We start from the raw sequence: 23,657 nt of genomic DNA, 5'->3' as shown, positions 1-23,657 counted from the left end.
TCAGCGGCTCAGCACGCGGTCGAGCCAGCGCAGCAGCGGCGAGGCCTGCCCGGCATCGAAGCCGTGGCCCTCGTCCAGTCGCGCCGGCGCGCCGGTGTCGCCGGCCTTGTTCCGGCGCGGCCTGGGCGGCAGGTAGCGGTTGACCGGGCGATAGCCCAGCTCGGGCAGCAGCGGCTGGCCATCGCGCTCGGCGACCAGGCGCGAAACCGCCGAATCGGGGTCGGCGAGGTCGCCGAAATGGCGCGCGCGGGTCGGACAGGCCTGCACGCACGCCGGCTGGCGGTCTTCCGGCGCCAGCGCGGCATTGTCGATGCGGTCCGCGCACAGGGTGCACTTCTTCATGGTCTTCTGGACCGGGTCCAGCTCGCGCGCGCCGTAGGGACAGGCCCAGGCGCACAGCTTGCAGCCGATGCAGGTGTCCGGATCGACCAGCACGATGCCGTCGTCGGCGCGCTTGTGGCTGGCGCCGGTCGGGCACACCGTCACGCAGGCGGCGTCCTCGCAGTGCAGGCACGAGCGCGGGAAGTGCAGGGTCATGCCGGTGCCGTCCGGCGTGGTGACGTCGTAGCTGTGCACGCGGTTCAGCCAGGCGCCCTCGGGGCGCGGACCGGAACCGTCGACGTCGGGCAGCGGGCCCCATTCGCCGATGTCGTTCCACTGCTTGCAGGCCACCGCGCAGGCATGGCAGCCGACGCAGGTGTCGAGGTCGATCACCAGGCCCAGCTTCTTGGGGGTCGTCGCCGGCAGCGCGGTCATGGCCGGGCATGCTACCCGATGGCCCGCGCGCAGGCGGCTTCCCTTTTCCTCCACGATCGGCCGGCACAATGGAACCCCGGCAAGGCGATCGTGGTCCACGGTCGTTGCCGACCCGCCGACAGCGAGCCCGACCCGTCCATGACCAGCACCCCGACAACGCCCGCCACCGGCATCCGTCCGCCGTCGCGCCGGGTCGCCCTGCCCGAACCGCAGCGGCGCCGCCTGCGGCCGGTCCATGCCGCGATCGCGGTCGCCGTCCTGCTGGCCGCCTGGTTCGGTTGGCAGGCACTGCGCGGCGACGAGGCGGTGCGCTGGCGCACCGCCCAGGTCGACACCGGCACGGTGCGGGTGTCGATCGCGGCCACCGGCAAGCTCAGTGCCTTGTCGACGGTCGAGGTCGGCTCCCAGGTGTCCGGCCAGGTGCTGGCGGTCGAGGTCGACTTCAACGACGCCGTGCAGGCCGGCCAGGTGATCGCCCGCATCGATCCGGCCAATTTCCGGTCGCGCGTGGCCCAGGTCGAGGCCGACCTTGCCAGCGCCCTGGCCAACCTGGATGCGGCGCGCGCCAACCACGGCGAGGCGGTGGCCGCGCAGCGCAATGCCGAGGCGGCGCATGCGCGCGCGCAGAGCATCCTGGCCCGGCAACTGATTTCCCAGGCGGACTTCGACACCGCGGTGGCGGCCCGCGACCAGGCGCAGGCGCGGGTCGCATCGGCACAGGCGGCGATCCAGGTCGCGCAGTCGCAGGTCGCGCAGCGGCGCGCCGCGGTCGAGAGCGCGCGGCTCGACCTCGACTACACCGTGCTGCGCGCGCCGGTCGATGGCGTGGTGCTGTCGCGCCAGGTCGAACCCGGCCAGACCGTGGCGGCCAGCTTCCAGACCCCTGTTCTGTTCACCATCGCCGAAGACCTGCGGCAGATGCAGATCGAGCTGACCGTCGACGAATCCGATGTCGGCCAGATCCGGGTCGGCCAGACGGTGCGCTTCACGGTCGACGCCTTCCCCGGGCGCGACTTCGAGGGCGTGGTGCGCCAGGTCCGCCTGGCCGCCACCGAGGCATCGACGGTGATCACCTACCCGGTGATCGTCGATGTCGACAACGCCGACCTGGCCCTGCTGCCGGGCATGACCGCCAGTGCCGAGGTGCTGGTCAGCGAGCGCGAGGGCGTGCTGCGGCTGCCCAACGCGGCGCTGCGTTTCCGGCCACCGGGCGCGGCAACGGCCGCCGAGGCGGCGCCGTCCGGGCCACCCGACGCCGCGGCGATCGCGCGTTTCCGCGAACAGGCGCAACGCCAGGTCGACGAACTGGCCGGCCGCGTCGGTCTGGACGAGTCCGAGCGCGCCCAGCTTGGCGAGGCGATGGCCCAGGTGCGCCAGCAGATGATGGCGCAGGCACGCGCCGGTAACCTGCCGGCCTCCGAGGAGGCGCGTCGCAGGCGCAGTGCCGAGGCGACCGCCGTCGCCCTGCAGCCCCTGCGCGCCACGCTCGACGAAGGTCGACAGCGGCGCCTGGATGCCGAGCTGGCGATGCTGGCGGCCAGCCGGCGCGCCAGCGTCCATGTTCTGCGCGATGGCCGGCCGGTCGAGGTGAACGTGCGGATCGGCCTGGCGGACGCCAGCCACAGCCAGGTGCTCGATGGCCTCGCCGAGGGCGATGCCGTGCTGGTCGGCGTCGAGCGGAGCGGCTGATGGACGCCGGTGGCCCGCGCCCCGAGGCGCCCGTTCCGGTGATCCAGGTCGAACACCTGGGCAAGGTCTACAACCCGGGCTCTCCCGGTGAGGTGCGTGCACTGGCCGATGTCAGCTTCCGCATCGACGGCGGCGAGTTCGTCGCCATCATGGGCCCGTCGGGGTCCGGCAAGTCGACCCTGATGAACCTGATCGGCTGCCTGGACACGCCCAGCGAGGGCCGCTACCTGTGCGACGGCGTCGATGTCGCGACGCTCGACGCCGAGCAGCGCGCGCGCCTGCGCCTGGCCAAGATCGGCTTCGTGTTCCAGGGCTTCCACCTGTTGCCCAGGATGAGCGCGCTGGAGAACGTCATGCTGCCCCTGGTCTACGCGGGCGTGCCGCGCGCGCAGCGCGAGCCGATCGCCCGCCAGGCACTCGCCGATGTCGGCCTGGCCGATCGCGCCGGGCATCGGCCCACCGAGCTGTCCGGCGGCCAGCAGCAGCGCGTCGCGATCGCCCGGGCCCTGATCAACGCACCGCCGGTGCTGCTCGCCGACGAACCCACCGGCGCGCTCGACTCGCGCACCGGCGAGGAAATCCTGGCGCTGTTCGAACGCCTGCGCGACGCCGGCCACACGGTGGTGCTGATCACCCACGAAGCCGAGGTCGCCGGCCACGCCGACCGCACCCTGACCATCCGCGACGGCCGCCTGGTCGAAGGCGGCGCCGAGGTCCAGCCATGAAGCACACCGACATCCTGGGCATGGCCCTGTTCGCTCTGCGCGGCAACTGGCTGCGCAGCATCCTCACCGCCCTGGGCGTGATCATCGGCATTGCCGCGGTGATCGTCATGGTCTCGGTCGGCCAGGGCACGCAGTCGGAACTCGACCGGATCATGGCCAGCCTGGGTTCCAACCGGCTGGAGGTGTTCTCGGGCGGAGGTCGCGGCGGCGGGGCCCGCATGGCCGCCGGTTCGCTGCCGTCGCTGACCACCGGCGACATGGAGGCGATCCGCGACGAGATCCCCGAGATCCAGTACGTCGCCGCGAGCGTCCGCGGCGGCGGACAGGTGGTGTTCGCCGAGCGCAACTGGTCGACCAGCTGGCAGGGCGTCAGCGAGGACTTCAAGACGGTCAACGACTGGCAGCTGGCCGAAGGTGAGGGCTTTACCGCACGCGACTTCGCAAGCGCCGGCAAATCGGTGGTGCTGGGCGCCACGGTGCGCCGCGAGCTGTTCGGCGAGGGCGAGGCGGTCGGTGCCACCGTGCGCATTGCCCAGGTGCCGATGATCGTGGTCGGCGTGCTGGCGGCCAAGGGCCAGACCGGCTGGGGCGGCGACGCCGACGATGTCGTGATGGTGCCGCTGGACACCGCGCGCCGCCGCCTGCTCGGGCCGGCGGCTGCCGCGGCCTCCGCGGCGGCCTCCGCCGCCGGTCGGCCGGCGGTGCTGATGCCCACCGACCGCGTCAACCAGATCACCGTCACCGTCGCGCGTGCCGAGGACCTGGAATTCGTGCAGGAGGAAATCACCACCCTGCTGCGCCAGCGTCACCGCATCCAGCCGGGTGCCGAGGACGACTTCAGCGTGCGCAACCTCTCGCAGATGGTCGCCACCCGCACCCAGACCACGCGGCTGATGTCGCTGCTGCTGGGCGCGGTGGCCTCGATCTCGCTGCTGGTCGGCGGCATCGGCATCATGAACATCATGCTGGTCTCGGTGACCGAACGGATCCGCGAGATCGGCCTGCGCATGGCGGTCGGCGGCGGGCCGTCCTCGGTGCGCCGGCAGTTCCTGGCCGAGGCGATGATCATCTCCCTGGGCGGCGGCGCGATCGGCATCGCGATCGGCGTCGCCGGCGCCCTGGCCACCGCCCGCTTCACCGACCTGCCGGTGGCGCTCGACCACAACGTGATCCTGATGGCCACCGGATTTTCCGTGGCCACCGGCCTGTTCTTCGGCTACTACCCCGCCCGCAAGGCCTCGCGGCTGGATCCCATCGAAGCACTGCGCATGTAGGCTCGCGCCCCGTTGGCACACCGGCGGAACGGACCGGATGTCCCGGCCGGAGAATCGAACGCGCCCTGGACGGGGCCGCCCTCTCCCCCAACCCCTCTCCCGCACCGCGGGAGAGGGGAGCTGATCACGCCCCGCTTCCCGCTTCCCGCTTCCCGCTTCCCGCTTCCGGCTTCCCGCTTCCCGCCTCCCGCCTCCCGCCTCCCGATTCCCGATTCCCGATTCCCGAGTCCCGAGTCCCGAGTCCCGAGTCCCGAGTCCCGACGCACGATCGCAAGGCCCTTGCCACGGCGCCTCACTTCTCCCCTCCCCCGCGCGCGGGGGAGGGGCCGGGGGAGAGGGAACCCGGTCGCCAGAAAGCCCGCTGCGGCGAGGACACCCCTTCCACGCATCGCGTGGACCCACGTTCCTGGATGGCAGGCGCTCTGCCGAGCATTGCGCGCAACGGAAGGCGACAGCCTAGGTCTCTGGGCACTGACTGTCCGGTTGCGACAGCGCCGCCACCGGCATGGTCTCGGCCAGGAAGTCGATGAACGCCCGCACCGCCGGCAGCAGGCCGCGACGGTGCGGGAACACGGCGTGGAACACGCCCTGTGGCAGGCTCCAGTCGGGCAGCACCTGCTCCAGGCGACCGCTGGTGAAGCCCTCCGCGGCCACGCTGCGCGGCAGCAGGGCGACCCCCAGACCGTCCTGCGCCGCGGCCAGCACCACGTCGAACTGATGGCAGCGCAGGCGCGGCCGGAGCGCCACCTCGGCCTCCTCGCCCGCCACGTGTCGCAGGTGCCAGACCTGCCGCTCGGGCGCAGGGATGAAGCTCAGCGTCGGCAGGTCCTGCAACGCGCGCGGATGGGCCGGTCGGCCGGCCTGGTCGAGCCAGCCCGGGCTTGCCACCAGCACTTCGTGCAGGTCGGCGAAGCGGCGCATCACCAGGCCGTCCTCGCCGCTCGGCACCGTGCGCACGCGCAGCGCCACATCAAAGCCCTCGGCGAGCACGTCGACGCGCCGGTTGTCGACCTCCAGCGCCAGCCGCACATCGGGATGCGCGGCGAGAAAGCGCGGCAGCACCGGCGCCAGCATCGTCGAGGCCACCGCCACCGGGCAGGCGACGCGCAACAGGCCGCGCGGCTGGGCACTGGCCGACTCGACGACCTCGAAGGCGGCTTCGGCCTGGGCCAGCATCGCCTGGGCATGGCCGTACATCTCCCGGCCCAGGTCGGTCACGACGAAGCGCCGCGTCGAGCGCTGCAGCAGGCGCACGCCCAGACGGCGCTCCAGGGCATCGACATGGCGCGACAGCCGGGACTTCGGGATGTCCAGGGCCCGTCCCGCAGCCGCGAAGCCGCCGTGCTCGACCACCTTGGCGTAGTAGTACAGGGCATCCAGGTCGGGCGCGGGATCGGGGATCGGCATGGCTGGGTTCCTGCGGGCCGCGGATTGACCCCATCAATGGAACGCAGGATCGCATTTTTCCCGCCTTATCGGGGATTGTTTACACCCATAGATTGAAGGGCACCTATCCAGCTATTGGAGCCCGCAATGAAACTGCTGCACATCGACGCCAGCGCGCTGGGCGAGAACAGCGTCACCCGCACCCTCACCGCCGCCGTGGTCGCGCGCTTCCGGACCGCCGACCCGGCCCTGGAGGTGCTGCGCTGGGACCTGGATGCCGAGCCGCTGCCGCATCTGACCGCCGCCAGCCTGGCCCAGGCCGACCCGGCCGAGACCGCCCGCGCGCAGGCGGCGCTGGCCGACTTCCTCGCTGCCGACGTGCTGGTGATCGGCGCGCCCATGTACAACTTCAGCGTGCCCTCGACCCTGAAAGCCTGGATCGACCGCATCGCGGTCGCCGGCACCACCTTCCGCTATACCGAGAAGGGCGCCGAGGGCCTGGCGCGCGGCAAGCGGGCGATCCTGGCGATCAGCCAGGGCGGCGTCCACGCGCCCGGCGGCGCCAGCGATTTCCAGGAGAGCTACCTGCGCTTCGTGCTCGGCTTCCTGGGCATCACCGACATCGAGGTGGTGCGCGCCCAGGGCGTCAACCTGTCGCCGCAGCAGCGCGTGCAGGCGCTCGACCAGGCCCTGGCCGAGCTGCCGGCCGTGCTGCCGCGGGCGGCGTGAGGGCAACGGCGCGGCGCGCCGGCCAGGCCGGACGGCGCGCCCTGCACGTGATCGCGACGCATCCTGGACGGTCCGCAGACACCGGCGCCGGCGAGAATCGCCGGCCCCCTGCGAAGCGCGCCCATGTCCGACCTCGTCCGCATCGTCTACCTCAGCCAGGCCAGCTTCGACGCCGACCGCGGCGAGGGCATCCATCCCGAGGTCGCGCGGATCCTGTCGCAGTCGCGACGCAACAACGCGCGCAGCGGCATCGTCGGCGCCCTGCATTACGCCGACGGCCACTTCCTGCAGGTGCTGGAAGGCCCGCGCGCCGCGGTCGAGTCCCTGGTCCAGCGCCTGGCCCGCGACCCGCGCCACCAGCGCTTCACCGTGGTGCGCTCGCAGGCCATCGAGGAGGCCAGCTTCGCCTCCTGGTCGATGAAGTTCGTGCCTTCGGCCGCTGACGTGCGCGCCCTGCTGGCGCAGGCCGGTCAGGACCGCTTCGACCCCTTCGCCTTCGACGCCGCCACCCTGGACAGCTTCGTAGGGCTGCTGCACGGCGAACCGGCGCTCGACCCCGCCGATGCCGCCCCTGTGGGCAGCGGCCGCCGGGGCTGGCCGCTGCTGCTGGTCGCGGGCCTGGCCCTGGCCACTGCCGTGGCGCTGCTGGCGATGCGCGGCGGCTGAGCGCGCGGGACATCCCGGACCCTGCCAAGCGAGGGGGTTCCGGATCGCCGGGCCAAGGCGCGGTCCGTTGCCCGGACAGCCGTTCCGTCATCGCTCTTCGAGAGCGGGCGGTCGTGCCCCGAGCCCGACGACACGCCTATTGGCGCGCCCACGAACGGGGCGCTGCCGCGTCGACACTTGACGGGCCCGGGCCACAGGAGTATCCCCGGATCGAGGGGTCGGCCGCCCCGGGCCGGCACCAGGCCGCGGCCGCGCGCCGCCACGGAGGCCCGCATGCGGCGCCATCCCGCCCACCCGCTCCGCATCCTGTTCGCGGTCGCGGCACTCGGTCCGGCCGCCGCCGGCGCCATCGACGAATACCGGCTCGACGACGGCGTCAAGGAAAACGGCATCGGCATCCAGGCCACAGGCAGCAATTCCATCGCCTGGCTCAACCGCTTCGTGATCACCGCCGGCAACGAGATCATCACGGCGGTGCGTCTGGCCTACGGCGCCGACCCGCTGGCCAGCGACAACATACCGAACGGCACACCGGTCACGGTCTATCTCTGGTACGACTTCAACCAGGATGGCGACCCCGACGACGCCGTGGTGCTGGCCTCCGGGCAGGGCGTGGTGGTCAACTCGGGCACCAATTCCTTCAGTACGGTGCCGCTGGCGTTGCCGGTGACGCTGGCCGCCGGCGAGGTGGTGTTCGCGGGCGCGATCGTCGACTACCAGGGCCAGTTCCGCGTCGCCAGCATCGATACCGACGGCACCGACAGCGTCCCGCCCTATCCGCCCAACGATCACGCCTTCGTGGCCGGCAGCAACAACGGCATGGCGGTCGATCCCACTGGCCTCGCCCTGGCGCAGTTTCCCGTTGCCCCGGTGCGCGCTGCGCTGTTCGGCGGCAACGGCGACGGCACCTGGCTGGTCCGCCTGAACGCCCAGGGCATCGCTGCACCGGTCCCGGTGGTGGCGCCGCAGACCCTGGACATGGGCGCCGTCGACATCGACGCCAGCTCGCCGCCGCAGACGGTCAGTCTGAGCAACGCCGGCAACGCCCTCTGGCAGGTGCTGGCCCTGCTGCCCTCGCCGCTGCCGGACGGCTTCCAGGCCCTACCCGGCACCTGCGGCCCGCCGCCGTTCGCCCTGGCACCGGGCCAGGGCTGCGATCTGCAGGTGGTGTTCGCCCCGAATCGCCACGGCCACCACGTCTGGAATGCCGAACTTGCCGGCAACACACCGCCGGGCAGCGCCGTGTTCCAGGCACGCGGCATGGGCACGCTGTTCGAGGATGGGTTCGAATAGCTCGCATCGATCCTGCAGCGGCAACACGAAATAGGGGTGCAGGACCGCCCTCCGGTCCTGCACCCAAGGCAGATGCAAGCGCAGCCCGAGCGAGTCGCGCCCAACGGTACGCCCTCGCCGCGGACCACGCAGCTCGGCGGTACCGGCCAAGTCCATCCTACCGCCTGGCCTGCAGATGGAACGCAGCGACCCATCGACCATGCGAACGGCGCCCAGATGCTTGTGCGGGCTTGACCCTGTCGATATCGTCTCGGAGAACCCGCCGGTTGCCGTTCCGTGCCTGCTGTCGACGACGGCTCCGGTCTTGAAGGCCCGGCGGGCTCGCCGCCTTCGGCAAGGCCATACGCACATTGAATGGCTGCGCGAAGGGTTGGCCTGCTGTCGCAAACTTGTGACTTGGAGGACGGGCAATGAGGCCGCGGCGTGATGCCGCGGAAAAAGCAACAGCAGGACCATCCTCTCGATGTGGCTTTCCATTGCTTCAATGAGGCCGCAGCATGATGCCGCGGAGAACGTCGTGGGGACGGGCCAACCGGCCACCTGGGAGATGCTTCAATGAGGCTGCGGCGTGATGCCGCGGAGAACCGGAACCAACCACACTTGGACGTGGGGCAACACCTCGCTTCAATGAGGCCGCGGCGTGATGCCGCGGAGAACGTTCCGCTCCCCTGACCCGGAGCAGAAGACGGTGCTGCTTCAATGAGGCCGCGGCGTGATGCCGCGGAGAACACTTGCTACGCCTGTCGTTGCAGCAAGGCCGGGCACGCTTCAATGAGGCCGCGGCGTGATGCCGCGGAGAACCGCAGTGGTGATCGGCGGCCTGTCCCTGCTGCTGGTGCTTCAATGAGGCCGCGGCGTGATGCCGCGGAGAACGGGCCTGTGCGCCCTGTGCGGCTGCCCGATGCGCAGGCTTCAATGAGGCCGCGGCGTGATGCCGCGGAGAACGGCCCCTATTCGATCGGCAGCGACATCGCCCCGGTGCTTCAATGAGGCCGCGGCGTGATGCCGCGGAGAACACGGCGTGCAGGCCCTCGACGGCGTGCAGGTCGTTGCTTCAATGAGGCCGCGGCGTGATGCCGCGGAGAACTCCTCCCAGGGCACCCAGCCGGCATCGGGGCAGTGGCTTCAATGAGGCCGCGGCGTGATGCCGCGGAGAACCCCGATCTGCACTGCGTCATCATCGGCGACCGGGAGCTTCAATGAGGCCGCGGCGTGATGCCGCGGAGAACTGGGGCGCTCGGCGATCAACGTCGCGGACCAGACGGCGCTTCAATGAGGCCGCGGCGTGATGCCGCGGAGAACGGCCGTCACGAAGAAAGACGCGCCACGGTGACAGCCAGCTTCAATGAGGCCGCGGCGTGATGCCGCGGAGAACTTTCGGTTACTGGCGAGGCTGCCAGACGGTCAGGTCGCTTCAATGAGGCCGCGGCGTGAGGCCGCGGAGAACGCCCAGCATCAGCGTGCGGATCGACGGTGAGGGCCGGCTTCAATGAGGCCGCGGCGTGATGCCGCGGAGAACCGGTTCAACTTCCGCGGACGCACGTATGTCGATCGGCTTCAATGAGGCCGCGGCGTGATGCCGCGGAGAACGGTGTCGGTCCAGACGGCGCAGGTCACGCGCTGCTGGCTTCAATGAGGCCGCGGCGTGATGCCGCGGAGAACCCTGGCCGCCGGCACGGTCACCTGGGCGAACCCGCTGCTTCAATGAGGCCGCGGCGTGATGCCGCGGAGAACCTGGCGGCGTGGGCCAAGTCGATCCGCAATCCTCCCGCTTCAATGAGGCCGCGGCGTGATGCCGCGGAGAACGTCGGAAGGTGCGCGCGGTAGCCGATGTCGCCGTCGGCTTCAATGAGGCCGCGGCGTGATGCCGCGGAGAACACTGCCGCGGCCAGGCGTGCGGCTGGTAGGGCTCGCAGCTTCAATGAGGCCGCGGCGTGATGCCGCGGAGAACCCTGCGAGCTGCCGCTCAGGAACCGCAGCATCGGCGTGCTTCAATAAGGCCGCGGCGTGATGCCACGGAGAACGATCAGTTGCGCGTAGGACTCGTCCCGGGCCGTGTTGCTTCAATGAGGCCGCGGCGTGATTCCGCGGAGAACGACCGATTGCTGGGTCTTCTTGGTGCGCTCCTCAAGGCTTCAATGGGGCCGCGGCGTGATGCCGCGGAGAACCGACGGGCGCCAGGTTGTTGGCGAACGGCGCGATGTAGCTTCAATGAGGCCGCGGCGTGATGCCGCGGAGAACCACGTCGAGCTGCCCTGGGGGCTGCCACCCGAGCGGCTTCAATGAGGCCGCGGCGTGATGCCGCGGAGAACCCGGACCTCGTGCCGCGTGCCGTCCCAGGCGTCCGCGCTTCAATGAGGCCGCGGCGTGATGCCGCGGAGAACCGATCACCACAAAGGCGTCGACGGACACAGGCTCCGGCTTCAATGAGGCCGCGGCGTGATGCCGCGGAGAACCCGAGCGCCAGGCCGCAGCCCAGGCCAAGCGCGACCGCGCTTCAATGAGGCCGCGGCGTGATGCCGCGGAGAACGTGCTTGCGCATGCTCATTTCGGGCAGGGTGCGCATGCTTCAATGAGGCGGCGGCGTGAAGCCGCGGAGAACAACGCGACCGAGCGCGGCCCGTGGCAGGATCACTAGCTTCAATGAGGCCGCGGCGTGATGCCGCGGAGAACGACGCGGGACAGCTCGGCGGAGACGGCCACGGCAGGCTTCAATGAGGCCGCGGCGTGATGCCGCGGAGAACCAACGGTTTCCCGGCCTTCGCCGCTGGCGGCATGGTGCTTCAATGAGGCCGCGGCGTGATGCCACGGAGAACCCTGGCCGCCGGCACGGTCACCTGGGCCAACCCGCTGCTTCAATGAGGCCGCGGCGTGATGCCGCGGAGAACCTGCGCTCCACATTGGAGACGCAGCAGGCGTACATGCTTCAATGAGGCCGCGGCGTGATGCCGCGGAGAACCCCACCCCCGGAAGGCTGCTGATCTCGCACCAGATTTCGCAGCAACTGCGAGCACTGGCGGGACGGCAGGGCGATCAGCGTCCCGACGGTTAGGTGGGGCGTGAGGATACGCATGTAATCCTTCGTTTTCAAAGAGCCGGGTGGTTGCGAGCGCTGGCCAGGATTTGCTTCACCACCTCAGCGCTCGCGAGCGCGAGGCGGCGCGCTCTCAGGGCGGTACCTAGTGTATGGGACGCTACACGATCGTCGGTTCCCCGGCGACCGGATCGACGCGCTCGCCCAGGCTGACCACCCGGGGCTTCACCTTGTCGGCCGGACCCAGGTCGATGACCAGGAGGGCATCGACCTTACTTTTGATGACCTCGTCCAGAGACTGGATCATTTCGGCATGGCGGCGCGCGCTCAGCCGGCAGTTAAACTCGATCAGTTGCAGCCACTGGCCAAAGCCCTTTATCGGCTTGAAGACCCGCCGCCGGCGACGGGACCGAGGCTTACCAACGCCCACACACTACGACGACAACCTGCTGGAGGACTCCACTTCGACCTCCTGATTTCCCTCGCAGCGTAGGAAACGTCGCCACCATTGACCCGTTCCGCCCCCCTGACGATCAAGCGGGCACACCCATGGTGAAGTTCCGGTACTTCTCAACGGTCAGGCGCTGGCTCTTGAATACCGCTTCGACGCCCATGCGTCTCAGCGCCGCCTCATTGGTGCTTGCCTCGCGCACGCGCTGGCTCGCCAGAAGACTTCGGACCACGGGCAGTGAAATCGGCTGTGACCAGATCGGCCATCGAAACCAGGTCCCCCTGCTTCCCGCCGTGACGAAACCGGTGGTTTCCAGACGAGTTCCACGCGGCATGACGGGGAACAGTGGCAGCGCCTCGATGGCGAGACGATTGGCGCCCCTTACGGTCCTTATGGGATCGCTGCTCGGCTCGTTCCACCTCAGAGCATAGCGGCGGTCGTCAACGGGATCCCAGCGCATGCTCGGCTTGTCGTCTTCGTACCGCCATTGCTCGAAAAGCGCGCGCTCAAGATGGTCCTGCTCGGTGCACGCAGCCAACTGGCGCATGAACCCGAGAAAGTGCTGATGACCCGCACCACTCATGGTCCGGAATGCCGTGTCGCACACCACAACCCGCTTTTTCGCATCGACCTCAGTGATCGCATCGCAGGCGAACGCCGCGACGAACTCCGCCGCGGTCGGATCGGCGGTGGACGCGCGCGCAGCTGCGGCCAGTGCATGACTGCGGAAGTCGCCGGCTTCGACATTGAGGTTGTCCGAAAACCTCCAAGCCTCATGATCCACCATCGACCTCAAGGCCTCATCGAGACGAGCCACGAGTTCGGGCCGAGATAGGGCGATCTCGGTCGTAAGCGCTGGGCGCCATGCTCCGTTGTGGACTTGCCAGGCGAGGCGTGGTCGGAGCGCATCTTCCGCCCTGAATAGCGTTCGAAGCACACCCAGCGCAGCCAGAAAACCCAGCGGATTGGCCCCATCAATGCCGGGCAGAAGGAGGGTCGAGCAGGTCACAGACTGTCCTCCATTCCAAGCTGCTCCGCTTCGCTGCGGCGGTGGTCGGCCAGCACGTGCATGGCCTCCAGATAGGCCAAACCCCACCAGCCGTAGCGTCGAACGAGGTTCCAGAAGCGCTCGACCTGTCCGCTGTCGAGGCGCTCCAGTTGAGTGTCGGAAGACGCGCTCAGCCGGCGACCATCGATTTCGAGTTCGACCGACCGAGGTTCAAGATCCGTGACGACTGGGGCGAAAGGCCGGCAGCGTCCGTGATGGCTGGCGATCAGGTGCAGGACCAGGTCGGGATCGTGGGCCTGCGTCAACAGTTCCGGACTCGACTCCACGAGCCGGACGGACAACAGTTCGTGGCGTCCGCCCTCCGGGTAACCGGCGCGGTCGCGAGCGCGCCGAATCGCCGCGGGACTGCTGGCGCCCCCGGACTTGGCCAGCATTGAGTGGAATGGGACCGGTACCGGATAGGGCACACCGCCGCGCAACCAGGCCTGGAACCGTGGGTCGGCCTTGCCGAGGTCGTGCAGGGAGGCGGCCAGCCTGAGGTCTTCGGCGAGTGCGCGGTCAAGACCGCAGGTGTGGGCGAATCGCTCGACGAGCTGTGCGACACCTTCGAGGTGATCCGGCAACGGAACCCGCACGGTAAACGAGGCGGAGTCGTCGTCGGTGCTGAAGGTCTCGTTCGGTGCGCGCTGTCCCTCCGTCAACACCTGGTCAGGGCGCAAGCGCCGCCGCGCGGTCAACACCAGCCCTCCGGCAGGATGACGATCGAGGTCGAAGCTGCTGCGACTACTGGTCAGGCCCGCTACAGCGACGCGGAGCCAGGTCCAGTCCCGTGCCTGCGATGTTGGATCGGGAAGGGCATCCGCAACGGCGCGCAGGGCGTCCTTGAGCGCCTGTCTATACTCTTCGGTCGCGCTGCGTTGCTCGATCTCTCCTGCGTCGAGCAGCGCCCTCAACGCGTCGCACGCATCGCTCGGCGGCCAGGAATCCAGCAGAGCTGGCACCAGCCGAAGCACCGGACGCAAGCGCGCTGTCAGCTGCACCTCGTCGGCGATGTCCACGGCCAGCGGTCGGCCGTCGGCCTGCTGGGCGACGGCCCCGAATACCGACCAGCCCCCCGCACTTGGGGGCAATACCAGGGTGTCACCAGGACGCAGGTCATTCATTTCGCCGATGGTCGACAGCACCAGGACATCCGACGCACCCCGCCAGCGCACAGCCCTGTGCCGAAGACTCCCGGAAGCAGCCGTATCGCTTTCCAACTCGTGATCAGCGAGGTCGACATCGCCGCCCACGTCCTCCGATACGCCGTAGCACAACCAACGCTTTAGCGCGTGCATCGGCACGCTCATACACTCGGCCGATCCTGGCGCTATCAAGCTCACCAGCTCTGGCCACTTTTCCGTGTCCTGCGTCGCATCCAGATCCTGACGCCAGCAAACCTGCACCTCAGCGACGCCCTTGCGAGGTCCGTGCAAAAACACAGCGGGATCGGGGTCAGGCCAGGGCGCAGGACTGGTCTGTGCCCAGGCATCGACATGAGCGGAGAGCATGACCGGCGCATCCGGAGCGCGAACGACCAGCTTTCGCTCAGCGAGCAGCGTGGCGCGTGCGTGCGGCTCGACAGGCAGCAGGGCATCGATGGCGTCCACGCCAAGGTCGACCAGGCCATCGGTGGCGTGCTCAGCAAGCCAGCGCCAGGTTGTCTCGATCGCCTCTCCATAGATGGGGTCGTCCTGGCGCGGTTCCGGCTTCGGCAGGACGATCGCCGCGACCGGCTCGTTACTGCATTCGTCGACCCCGATTCTGCCGAGTCGGAACAAGCGGCCGAAGCGCTGACGCAAGGCGTCCAGGCTGGCGCACTCGGTCACAAGGGCGTCGAAGTCGAGGTTGGCGCCAACTTCAAGGCATTGTGTGGCAACAGCGAAGCAGGGTGATTCCAACGTCTGGCGATGCGGATCGGCTGCAAATGTCGGTTGCCACCGCTTGAGCAGGCCGTCTCGATCCCATGGACGCATGCGGCCGATGAAAAGCGCGCGCCGTTCAACTGGTACGCCCAGCTCCCCGAGCACTTCATGAACCTCCCGGGCAGTGGCGATGCGATTTACGATCACGCCAACACGCCGGGCGCCTCGCCTGGCGAACTCGATCGCCTCCCCGGCAATCTGCCGGGAGAGTGCCATGGTGGCGGTCTTGCCCTTGCCTTCCACCAGTCGAGCGGGCTTGCTGGCGGACAACCGGCTGGACAGGATGGGATGGGCGCGGTCCTCGGCATCGAGTCCAAACGTTTGGGTGCCGATATCACCCGCTGGCGTTGCGCTCAGGACAACGTGCGCGAACGGGGTCGGACACGATTGCTTCGCCCAGACGCGATAGCGCGCGATGGCATCCAGGGTCTGCCGGAAGGGCTCGGCGCAATGCGCCTCGTCGAGGAGGACCAGTGCATCGTTTGCGGCCAGGCCTGCATGCAGGGGCCAGGCATAGGGGCTGGCACCATAGGAGCGGAACAGCAGTCGCGAACCGATCTGGTCGACCGTGGCGCATATCACCGTGGGCTGCGCGGGTGAGCGGGCCCAGGCATCATCGCGGTAGATTCCGCCGCGCAGTTGGAACACTGCCAATGGGGCATCCGCGCCCGCACCAATGCGGCAAAGCGCCTGGCGGACTTCGCCAAGCACGCCGTCTACTTCCGTCGCCAGCGCGGAGGCGATCCGTCGCGCGCGAGCGAAGGCCTCATCGACGATGACACGGCGATCCACCACGAAGAAGATTCGACGGGTGGCTTGAGCCGCCCGGCAAGCCAGGGCAAACACGGCGATGTCGATGCAGGCGGTCTTGCCGCTCGCTGTCGGCAATCCCAGCGTGGCTGGCCAATGGCCAGCCACCACTTGATTCAACAATCGCGTTTGCCAGGGAAACGGCTCGTGCCCGTGGATAGCCTGGAAGAATTCGGGAAAGCGCTCGGGTCCGAGGCTCATCGGCCCTGCCCTCCGTGGGGTGGCCAGGGACGACACAGCCCATAGCCGCGGAACCGGCCTGCGCCGACCAGCACGGGTCCCTGGATCGGCTTCTGGAATGTGAGCACTGCGTGCACGTGATGCCGCCGCCCGCCATCCTTTCGCAACAGGTGTGGATAGGCGCCGCGCTTGCCACCCGCCGGTGGAGCGCCAATGAAGTGGCTGACCGGCCCTAGCACCACATGCTCCGGGCGCGGCAGGCCGGCACGCTCGCATGCCGTTGCCACCACGTCCTCCGCTTCCAGCCAGGGGTCTTTGGACCGACCGTGGCGGTCGAGCACGATCGGAGTGACCGTGGCCCACGTCCGGCAGCCTCCCTCCGGACCGATCCACGTGTCCGGCCGAAGGGCCCGGGCCGGATCGTCGGCCAGGTCCAACTGGAGCTCGATCTCGAACTTTTGCCCGGCATAGAGTCGGAATGGCTTGGGCAACCCGGTCTGGTCATCGAGATCGAGCAAGGGAGCCAGACATTTGCCGACCTCGAGCGCAGGTACGTCGATTGGCAGCGCAAGGGCCACGCCCAACAGATGACCCTGGGCGTTGGCATGGCCGACGTGAGGCAATGGAAACGCGGCAAGGTGAGGGGCACGGCTTGGCGTCCCGTCTCCCGCATGCCCACTCAGCCACTCCGGTGGGGGCTGTGCCGGACAGTGCGACAACAGGCAGTCGCGCAGGGACTGCGTCAGATTCAGCGTGCTTTCCAGGCCCAAGCGGGTTCCGGCGGTCTGGCGGAATACAAGCAATCGGGGGCTGAACACGCCTCCCGCCAGATGAACTTCCTTGCGGGGCCGCGTTGGCTGCGCGTACCCCGTCCAGAAGCCGGCCGGCGGACGGCGCGCCATGGGTGGGCGGTCGTCGAAGCGGCGCTTGCGCTCTGCCTTGAGCGCCTTCCGTGCTTGCCCCGTGGCTTGGGCTATGGACCGGTCGAGCTCGAACCACGCGGTCTGGGCGGCCTCGTTGTAGGCGGCCTCCAGTGCGGCCAGGCGACCGGGGGTAGGCACGCGGAAGTTGCTTGTGCTCATGCCCTGTCCGCTCGGCTGCCAGGTCGGCGCTGGCGCCTGATCGGCAACCCACATCTGGACCAGTGACGCCGAATGCCCGATACAGGTGACGTTCGCGCAAAGGAACTCCAGTGCTGCTCCGAGTTCGTCGGGCATCTTCACGCTCGGCCAGATCAGATAGACGGTGTCGTCGAAGGGGATGGCGACCGGAAACTGGCGAGGTTGTCTGGACCGGTGCTCAGGCAGCAGCGAGAGGCCAGCGCGAAACTGCGCATCTGAGACACCGGCGGCCCTTTCGGGATCGATCGAGGGTGCCGTCGCGTCATTGACCGGCACATAGTGCGTGGCGATGGTGCGCACTTCGCAATCGCTGGCGGCGATCGCTGGCGGCGGGAGGGACTCAAGCCATTCCAGAACTGCCCGAGTCGTTTCGCGGCGCTCGGTCTCGAAGTGGGCGGCGGCCAGCGCCATGTAGACGCGGTCCGGGTGCGGCGGCCATTCGGCCGCTTCCTTCTTCGACCCGTCGGCTGCCGCCATCGCCCACCCGTTTAGGTAGCGGATACCCAGGGCGAGCATCAGTCTTCTCCATTGGACTCGGCAAGGTCGGCAGCGAGTTCCTGGCTGCGCCGCACCAGCGCGACCAGCTGCGGGGATGGGGAAAGTTTCAATTCCTGGTCCAGCCAAGGAAGCCCTGCCGCTCTGGCCGCGGCCACGGCCTCCGAAAAGAGGGCAATCGCTTCGTCCGGCTCAAGCTCGAACTGCTCCGGTGGCTGTCCGGGCCGATCGATCAATTCCCAGGTACTGGCGGATTCGGCGACCAGGTGGCAGCGCGAACGCAGGTCGCCCCCCATGTCGCGGGCCAGGGTGGCTCCACACAACCCCAACGCCGCCAGCACGACCCGGCCAGCCTGGTCACGCCGCATGTCGTGCTCGTCCCCCACGGGGAAGCGAAGGCGGCGCAAGGCCGGCAGGGACAGTGTGGTGGTGCGGCGGGCATGGTCGATGGTGAATCCGCCCGTTCGAACGTCCACGCTTGGAGTGATGTTCCCGTGATTAACCTCGGACGGCTTTCCGTCCTTGCCGACCTTCACTGGTTTACCTTTCTCCGTACGCGCGGCGGCGACATCCACAGTCCAGTCGCCTTCCTTCGTCATGTAGACGGGACCTGCCCCCAGCAGGATTTGTGCCGGATCGATTCGACTGCTGGACTTGACGCCCGGCACTGCCTCTATTCCGACGATCTCCGACACCATCGCTCTGGCGAACTTGGCGCCCAAACCGCCGCGCGGACCGGTCGAATCCCACAGTCCCATCACCAGTGCAGTGGGACACAGTTCGAACAGCGCGGTCGCGTTTTTCATATCAACCTGGTCGAGCCCCTTGCCGCGCGTCGATTTGCGGAACGGCACCCCGTCCAGAAGACTGTCGCGCAACAGCGCATCGGCAATGCGATGCGGCGCCTCCAGGCTGGTCACGCGCAAGGGCTTGAGCAGGCCCTGACCCGCGAAGTCGACACTGACCACAGGCAACGGCAATTGGCCCCGCTCCCACGCTTCCAGCAGCGCGAGTTCCATGCGATTGGCCTGGGACTGGACCGAGTCGAGCAGTACGCACTCCACCGGCTGCTCGCGTCCGGGAAGACGTCGCTGTTCCGTCGCATAGGTGCCTCCGCTGTAGGTTGGGGGGAAGACCTTGTCTCCCGGGCCGCCCACCGGCTGCATGCGACCGACCGACCTGAAAGCAGCAGCGCTGCCGTTGACGGCCTCGGCGAGGGTGCGGAGGTCAAGCTTCTTGCCCATGAACGGTTCTCCTGCTCAGTTGATGCGGCGCAATTCGCGATTGGGGAATGTGGTCGGCGGGCAGACAAAGCTGAGAAATAAGGCCGGAGCGCGAAGCTCCGGAAAGGCGCCGGTCTCGCTTCGAGCACACAGCTCAAGGCACTTCTTCAATGGAGCCTCCGAGCGTATGGGGAGGATTGACCGTGGACGCGATCCCACCCTACTGTCGCCATGGCCTCTTTGGCAACACATCTCAATACACTAAACCGCAGTCGTGCATAGCCGGCATCGTCGCTCCCATTCGCCTGGTTGGGACTACACTTCCTTTCGTGTAGTCACCAGCGCGGGCAACCATGCAAGTCACCATCCGCACCCTCAAGGCCAGACTGTCCGAGTACGTCCGCCGCGCAGAGCGGGGGGAGACGGTCGTGGTGACTTCGCACGGTCGCGTGGTGGCGACGCTGGCGCCGCCGCCCGGTGCGTCGGTCGCGCTCAAGGAGCGCCTGGCGGGGTTGCCCTGGGTCCGGTCCGGCCGGGCCTCTGGGGCACCGCTGGGGCTGCGCGAGGCGGTGCGTCTGCAGGGCGACGGCCCGACGCTGACCGAACTACTGCACGCTGACCGGGAATGATCCTGTACCTGGACACCTCGGCCTGGTTCCGGCTCTATGTCGACGAACCGGGCCGTGATGCTGTGATCCGGCGGGTCGAGGAGGCGGCGCTGGTGTGCACCCACCTGGTCGCCTATGCGGAGCTGCATGCCGCGCTGGCCCGGGGGGTGCGGATCGGCCGGGTGGCCGAGGCCGACGCGATGCGGCTGATCGCCCAGGTGGATCGCGACTGGCCAGCCATGACGGTGATCCAGGTCGATGAACCGCTGGTCGTCAGGGCAGCGAGACTCTCCGGGCAGTTCCGCCTGCGCGGCTACGACAGCGTGCACCTGGCGGCGGTTGAGCGACTGGCGTCCCAGGCCGGCACGGAGGCGATCCGCTTCGCCTGCTTCGATGAGGCGCTTTGCGGTGCGGCGACCCGGCTTGGCATCGCGCTGATGTCGGGCCAGGCTGCGCCTCCGGACCCCTGAGCGGCCGCGAGCGGGGTCGAGACCGGAGCGCCGTGCGAACGGCTCTCGCAAGGCGCGGGCAGGCAGGTGCGCGGGCTGGCAGGTGGCCATCGTCGATTCCCGATGTGCGTCCTGACCCGGATACCCCAGCGGCGTCTCTTGGACTGCGACAGTCCACCTCGACGATGATCCCCTGGGAACGTGCGGCTCGACCCAGCTAAGGACGCCTCTGCGCAACTTGCATGGACCGCAGCAAGTGCATCGGCCGGGATCAGGGCCTGTGAACCGCCACGCGGCGTCAGGTGGCGACCGATCCCTGGCCCGGGGCAAGCCCTCGAGGCCGCAACACCCGACCTGCCCCTACAACGGCGCGAACAACGCCTCCAGGTCGGCTTCGTCGAAGCGCAGCTTGCGGGTGCTGCCGCCCTCCAGGACGGCGCGGGCGAGTTCGGCCTTGCGCGCCTGCAGGGCCTGGATCTTTTCCTCGACGGTGCCGGCGCACAGCAGCTTGTAGACGAACACCGGCTTGTCCTGGCCGATGCGGTGGGCGCGGTCGGTGGCCTGGGCCTCGACCGCCGGGTTCCACCAGGGGTCGTAGTGGACGACGGTATCGGCGGCGGTCAGGTTGAGGCCGACGCCACCGGCCTTGAGGCTGATCAGGAACACCGGCACGGCGCCGTCCTGGAAGCGGCGCACCAGGCTTGCGCGGGCGGTGCCGGGCGTCTGGCCGGTGAGGGTCTGGTGGGCGACGCCGGCTTTGGCGAAGGCCTGTTCGATGAGCGCCAGCATTTCCGCGAACTGTGAGAACACCAGGATCCGGCGGCCCTCGTCGACCAGGCCGGTAACCAGCTCGACCAGGGCGTCGAGCTTGACCGAGGACTTGCGCCGGCGCGCGCTGTCGAGCTTGACCAGGCGTGGGTCGCAGCAGGCCTGGCGCAGTTTCAGCAGGGCGTCGAGCACGACGATGCCGGACTGGGCCAGGCCACGCTTCGCCACCGCCTGCTTGACGCGCTCGTGCTGGGCCAGGCGCAGGGCCTCGTAGAGGCTGCGCTGGTCGCCTTCCAGGTCCAGCATGCGCACGATCTCGGTCTTGGCCGGCAGGTCGGTGAGCACGTCCTCCTTGCGCCGGCGCAGCAGCAGCGGGCCGATCCGGCGTGCCAGCCGTTCGCGGCGGTCGCCGTCGCCGCGCTTCTCGATCGGCGTGCGGTACAGCCGGGTGAACTGCCGCTCGCTGCCCAGCAGGCCAGGCTCGACGGCGTCGAACTGCGCCCACAGCTCGCCCAGGTGGTTCTCCAGCGGCGTGCCGGTCATCGCCAGGCGGCGGCCGGCTGGGATCTCGCGCACCACCTGCGCTGCCTGGCTGCGCGCGTTCTTGATCGCCTGCGCCTCGTCCAGCACCAGCAGGCTGAAGCTTCGCGCCATGAGGTGTTCGCGGTCGCGCGGCAGCAACGGATAGGTGGTGATCACCAGATCGCTGTCGGCGATCCGGTCGTAATGTTCGGCGCGGTCGGCACCGTGCAGGACCAGGCAGCGCAGGCCGGGCGCGAAGCGCGCCGCCTCGTCGCGCCAGTTGCCGACCAGGCTGGTCGGGCAGACGATCAGCGCCGGCTCGGCGAGCCGGCCTTCCAGGCGCAGGGCCTGCAGGTGCGCCAGCACCTGCACCGTCTTGCCCAGGCCCATGTCGTCGGCGAGCACGCCGCCCAGGCCGGCGTGGTCCAGGAAGGCCAGCCAGGCCAGGCCGTCGCGCTGGTAGGGACGCAGCTTGCCGCGGAAGCCGGCCGGCGCCTTCGGGCGCAATCTGGCGGTGGCGCGCAGGGCTTCCAGTTCCCGCCGCAGGGCCTCGTCGCCACGCCAGGGCACCGACGCGCCGTCGGCGAGCCGGGCGAGGTTCTCGGCCTGGCTGCGGTGCAGGCGCAGGTGGTCGCCCGGGTCGCCTTCCAGCCATTCGAGCAGGGGCGCTGCCAGATCACGCAGGCGGGCCAGCGGCAGACGCACCTGCCGTTTCTCGTCGAGATCGATCGTCCAGGCGGCATCCGCCTCCTCGCGCTTGCCGCGCTGCAAGGGGAAGGTGGGGTCGGCCAGCACCCGGCGCAGGATCGGCAGCAGGTCGACGCGCTCGCCGTCGATGTCGATACCCAGGCGCAGATCGAACCAGGCATTGCCGCTGCGCTCCAGCTCGGCATGCCAGTCGCCGGCCTCGACCAGGCGCCGGTAAGGGAAACCGCCCTCGAACTCGAAGCGCACGCCCTGCGCTTCCAGGGCATCGATGTACGGCCGCCAGTCGGCCGGGGCAGCCAGGCCTGTATCGAGCCTCAGCAGCAGGTCGTCCGGAACCAGCGGCAATGCATACAGGCCGTGGGCGCTGGACAGAAGCCCAGCCCTGGCCAGGGGCAGCGGTGCCAATGGCGCGATGGCGCGCTGCTCGGCGGCATCGTCACGATGCACCTCGACAAGCTCGCCGTCGACGGTATGGCGCTCTCGCGGCGGACCCGGCTCCACCGGCACGCGCACGCCCTCGTAGTCGAAAGCGGTCCTGGCGACGCCAAGCGCAGGGGGAAGGCGGCGTTCGCGCGCATACCAGTACGGCCCATGGGCGGCCGCCGTCGATACCTGGCGCAGCGACAGGACCACTACCGGCTGTGCCCGCACCTGGCGCGCTGGCCGGGGCTGGGCCGGCCGCGGCAGGACCACGGGCAGCGCGACGTTCTCCAGCAGCACATCGAATCCGGCTGCCTGCTCGAGAGACAGCGCCGGGGCCGCGGCCAGCGCCTCGACCAGGCGGGGCTCGGCGGCGATCCGCCCGAAACAGCGCTGCTCCTCGTCAAGGAACCACAGGCCCTCGCCGCGCAGGAGGCGTGTCCGCGGTGCCCCCTCGACCTGTGCCTGCAGGTGCTGACTGCCATCGGGCTGCATCTGCCAGTGCAGGTCGAGCGTACGGTCGTCGTCGATGCGCAGGGGCTGCGCCCCGGCACGCTCTAAGTGCACGGGCACCTCGCGGATCAGGGTGGCCAGCGCACGGTCGTGGTAGGCGGTGACCGGTCGCGACCACTGCAGCGCACCGGCGCGCTCGACCGGGCAATCGGCCAACAGCACCAGCGACTCCAGCACGCCCTCGGGCCAGCCCTGCACAGGCGCGGGCACCGGGCCACGTGGGCCCATGGTTGGACTGCGTGGCGACACCCAGGGCTTGTTCTTGCCGGGACTCAGCCACACCGGCGCCACCTGCAGGCGCGGCCAGGGCGCGCCCTGGCCGGTCCGCAACAGCAGTGCGAAGACATCGCCGGCACGGACGGTGTCGACCCCGCGACCGGGACCGGACGGCTTCTGCAACTCGCCCAGCCAGTGGCGCCAGGTGGCCAGTCCATCACCAGGCGCCGGCGCGGAAGCGGACAGGGCTTCGCCCGGCGCGCGCGGCCAGGACACGGGTGGGTTCTCCCCGGCTACGGTCAGCGCGGCGACCACGTGCTTGCAGTCGCGTGCCATCGGGCAGGTGCAGTCGCCGCCAATGTGCAACTGGGTGCCAACGGCCTGGATGGCGATCCGACAGACGTAGTCCTGCCGGGCCCGGCCGCGCACCTGCGCGGTCAGCAGCACGGCATGGGGACCAACCGGCTGGACGGACAGGGAACGCACCTTGCCCTGGGCGGCGTACACGAACCCCCGCAGCAGGGCATTCGTTTCGAACACCTGTTGCCAGGTGCGCAGATGCAGCAGCCGGTGCAGGGCCGTCTCATCCATGGCCCCGACTCCGGCGATGCCATGCCCTGCGCGCGTGGCGTGCCGCGCCGACCCCGC

The 23,657-nt window shown here is 69.3% G+C and carries 16 protein-coding genes and 1 CRISPR repeat array; of the genes, 8 read left to right on the top strand and 8 right to left on the bottom strand.

Annotation, left to right across the window (positions count from 1 at the left end; translation table 11 throughout):
• Complete coding sequence (locus KF823_11590) at positions 1 to 756, bottom strand: 4Fe-4S dicluster domain-containing protein (protein ID MBX3726544.1); 756 nt, start codon at positions 754 to 756, stop codon at positions 1 to 3.
• Positions 757 to 894: 138 nt separating this feature from the next.
• On the opposite strand from KF823_11590, the gene KF823_11585 reads away from it, so the two are divergent.
• The 3 genes from KF823_11585 to KF823_11575 are packed head-to-tail and all read left to right on the top strand — an operon-like array spanning position 895 to position 4,444.
• Positions 895 to 2,445, top strand: a complete 1,551-nt coding sequence (locus KF823_11585; GenBank protein MBX3726543.1) for an efflux RND transporter periplasmic adaptor subunit — start codon at positions 895 to 897, stop codon at positions 2,443 to 2,445.
• Complete coding sequence (locus KF823_11580) at positions 2,445 to 3,170, top strand: ABC transporter ATP-binding protein (protein MBX3726542.1); 726 nt, start codon at positions 2,445 to 2,447, stop codon at positions 3,168 to 3,170. Before KF823_11585 ends, KF823_11580 begins: the two co-directional genes overlap by 1 nt.
• Positions 3,167 to 4,444: an ABC transporter permease gene (locus KF823_11575; protein MBX3726541.1), complete on the top strand. Its 1,278-nt coding sequence runs from the start codon at positions 3,167 to 3,169 to the stop codon at positions 4,442 to 4,444. Before KF823_11580 ends, KF823_11575 begins: the two co-directional genes overlap by 4 nt.
• 456 nt (positions 4,445 to 4,900) lie before the next feature.
• Here KF823_11575 and KF823_11570 read toward each other — a convergent pair whose 3' ends face one another.
• The gene (locus tag KF823_11570; GenBank protein ID MBX3726540.1) at positions 4,901 to 5,851 is read right to left on the bottom strand and encodes a LysR family transcriptional regulator; all 951 of its coding nucleotides are present in this window, start codon (positions 5,849 to 5,851) and stop codon (positions 4,901 to 4,903) included.
• 126 nt (positions 5,852 to 5,977) lie between these two features.
• On the opposite strand from KF823_11570, the gene KF823_11565 reads away from it, so the two are divergent.
• The 3 genes from KF823_11565 (at position 5,978) to KF823_11555 (ending at position 8,518) form a co-directional block, all read left to right on the top strand.
• Positions 5,978 to 6,559, top strand: a complete 582-nt coding sequence (locus KF823_11565) for an NAD(P)H-dependent oxidoreductase (protein MBX3726539.1) — start codon at positions 5,978 to 5,980, stop codon at positions 6,557 to 6,559.
• A gap of 123 nt (positions 6,560 to 6,682) precedes the next feature.
• Positions 6,683 to 7,225 carry a BLUF domain-containing protein gene (locus KF823_11560; GenBank protein MBX3726538.1) on the top strand — a complete coding sequence of 181 codons (543 nt, stop codon included), beginning with the start codon at positions 6,683 to 6,685 and terminating at the stop codon, positions 7,223 to 7,225.
• Between the two features lie 273 nt (positions 7,226 to 7,498).
• On the top strand, positions 7,499 to 8,518 hold the full coding sequence (locus KF823_11555) for a hypothetical protein (GenBank protein MBX3726537.1): 1,020 nt from the start codon (positions 7,499 to 7,501) through the stop codon (positions 8,516 to 8,518).
• A gap of 404 nt (positions 8,519 to 8,922) precedes the next feature.
• A CRISPR array of direct repeats spans positions 8,923 to 11,477; the repeat unit is 36 nt; unit sequence GCTTCAATGAGGCCGCGGCGTGATGCCGCGGAGAAC.
• Between the two features lie 235 nt (positions 11,478 to 11,712).
• Here the strand turns inward: KF823_11555 and KF823_11550 are convergent.
• From KF823_11550 to cas7u, 5 genes are all read right to left on the bottom strand, one after another.
• Positions 11,713 to 11,982 carry a CRISPR-associated endonuclease Cas2 gene (locus KF823_11550; GenBank protein MBX3726536.1) on the bottom strand — a complete coding sequence of 90 codons (270 nt, stop codon included), beginning with the start codon at positions 11,980 to 11,982 and terminating at the stop codon, positions 11,713 to 11,715.
• Between the two features lie 103 nt (positions 11,983 to 12,085).
• The gene (locus KF823_11545; GenBank protein MBX3726535.1) at positions 12,086 to 13,012 is read right to left on the bottom strand and encodes a hypothetical protein; all 927 of its coding nucleotides are present in this window, start codon (positions 13,010 to 13,012) and stop codon (positions 12,086 to 12,088) included.
• Positions 13,009 to 15,987, bottom strand: coding sequence for a type I-U CRISPR-associated helicase/endonuclease Cas3 (gene cas3u / locus KF823_11540; GenBank protein MBX3726534.1), 2,979 nt, complete (start codon positions 15,985 to 15,987; stop codon positions 13,009 to 13,011). Before cas3u ends, KF823_11545 begins: the two co-directional genes overlap by 4 nt.
• Entirely contained in the window at positions 15,984 to 17,603 is a 1,620-nt protein-coding gene (gene cas5u6u / locus KF823_11535; protein MBX3726533.1) for a type I-U CRISPR-associated protein Cas5/Cas6, read from the bottom strand. The genes cas3u and cas5u6u overlap by 4 nt, the downstream gene beginning before the upstream one ends.
• The gene (cas7u, locus tag KF823_11530; GenBank protein ID MBX3726532.1) at positions 17,603 to 18,748 is read right to left on the bottom strand and encodes a type I-U CRISPR-associated protein Cas7; all 1,146 of its coding nucleotides are present in this window, start codon (positions 18,746 to 18,748) and stop codon (positions 17,603 to 17,605) included. Before cas7u ends, cas5u6u begins: the two co-directional genes overlap by 1 nt.
• A gap of 410 nt (positions 18,749 to 19,158) precedes the next feature.
• On the opposite strand from cas7u, the gene KF823_11525 reads away from it, so the two are divergent.
• Positions 19,159 to 19,434, top strand: a complete 276-nt coding sequence (locus KF823_11525) for a type II toxin-antitoxin system prevent-host-death family antitoxin (protein MBX3726531.1) — start codon at positions 19,159 to 19,161, stop codon at positions 19,432 to 19,434.
• Entirely contained in the window at positions 19,431 to 19,883 is a 453-nt protein-coding gene (locus tag KF823_11520) for a type II toxin-antitoxin system VapC family toxin (protein MBX3726530.1), read from the top strand. The genes KF823_11525 and KF823_11520 overlap by 4 nt, the downstream gene beginning before the upstream one ends.
• A 339-nt stretch (positions 19,884 to 20,222) precedes the next feature.
• Here the strand turns inward: KF823_11520 and KF823_11515 are convergent, their stop codons facing one another.
• The gene (locus KF823_11515; protein ID MBX3726529.1) at positions 20,223 to 23,600 is read right to left on the bottom strand and encodes a DEAD/DEAH box helicase; all 3,378 of its coding nucleotides are present in this window, start codon (positions 23,598 to 23,600) and stop codon (positions 20,223 to 20,225) included.
• Between the last annotated feature and the right edge of the window lie 57 nt (positions 23,601 to 23,657).

The organism is Lysobacterales bacterium, from assembly GCA_019634735.1.
Classification (GTDB): Bacteria; Pseudomonadota; Gammaproteobacteria; order Xanthomonadales; family UBA2363; genus Pseudofulvimonas.
This window is presented reverse-complemented; position numbering and strand designations above follow the sequence as displayed.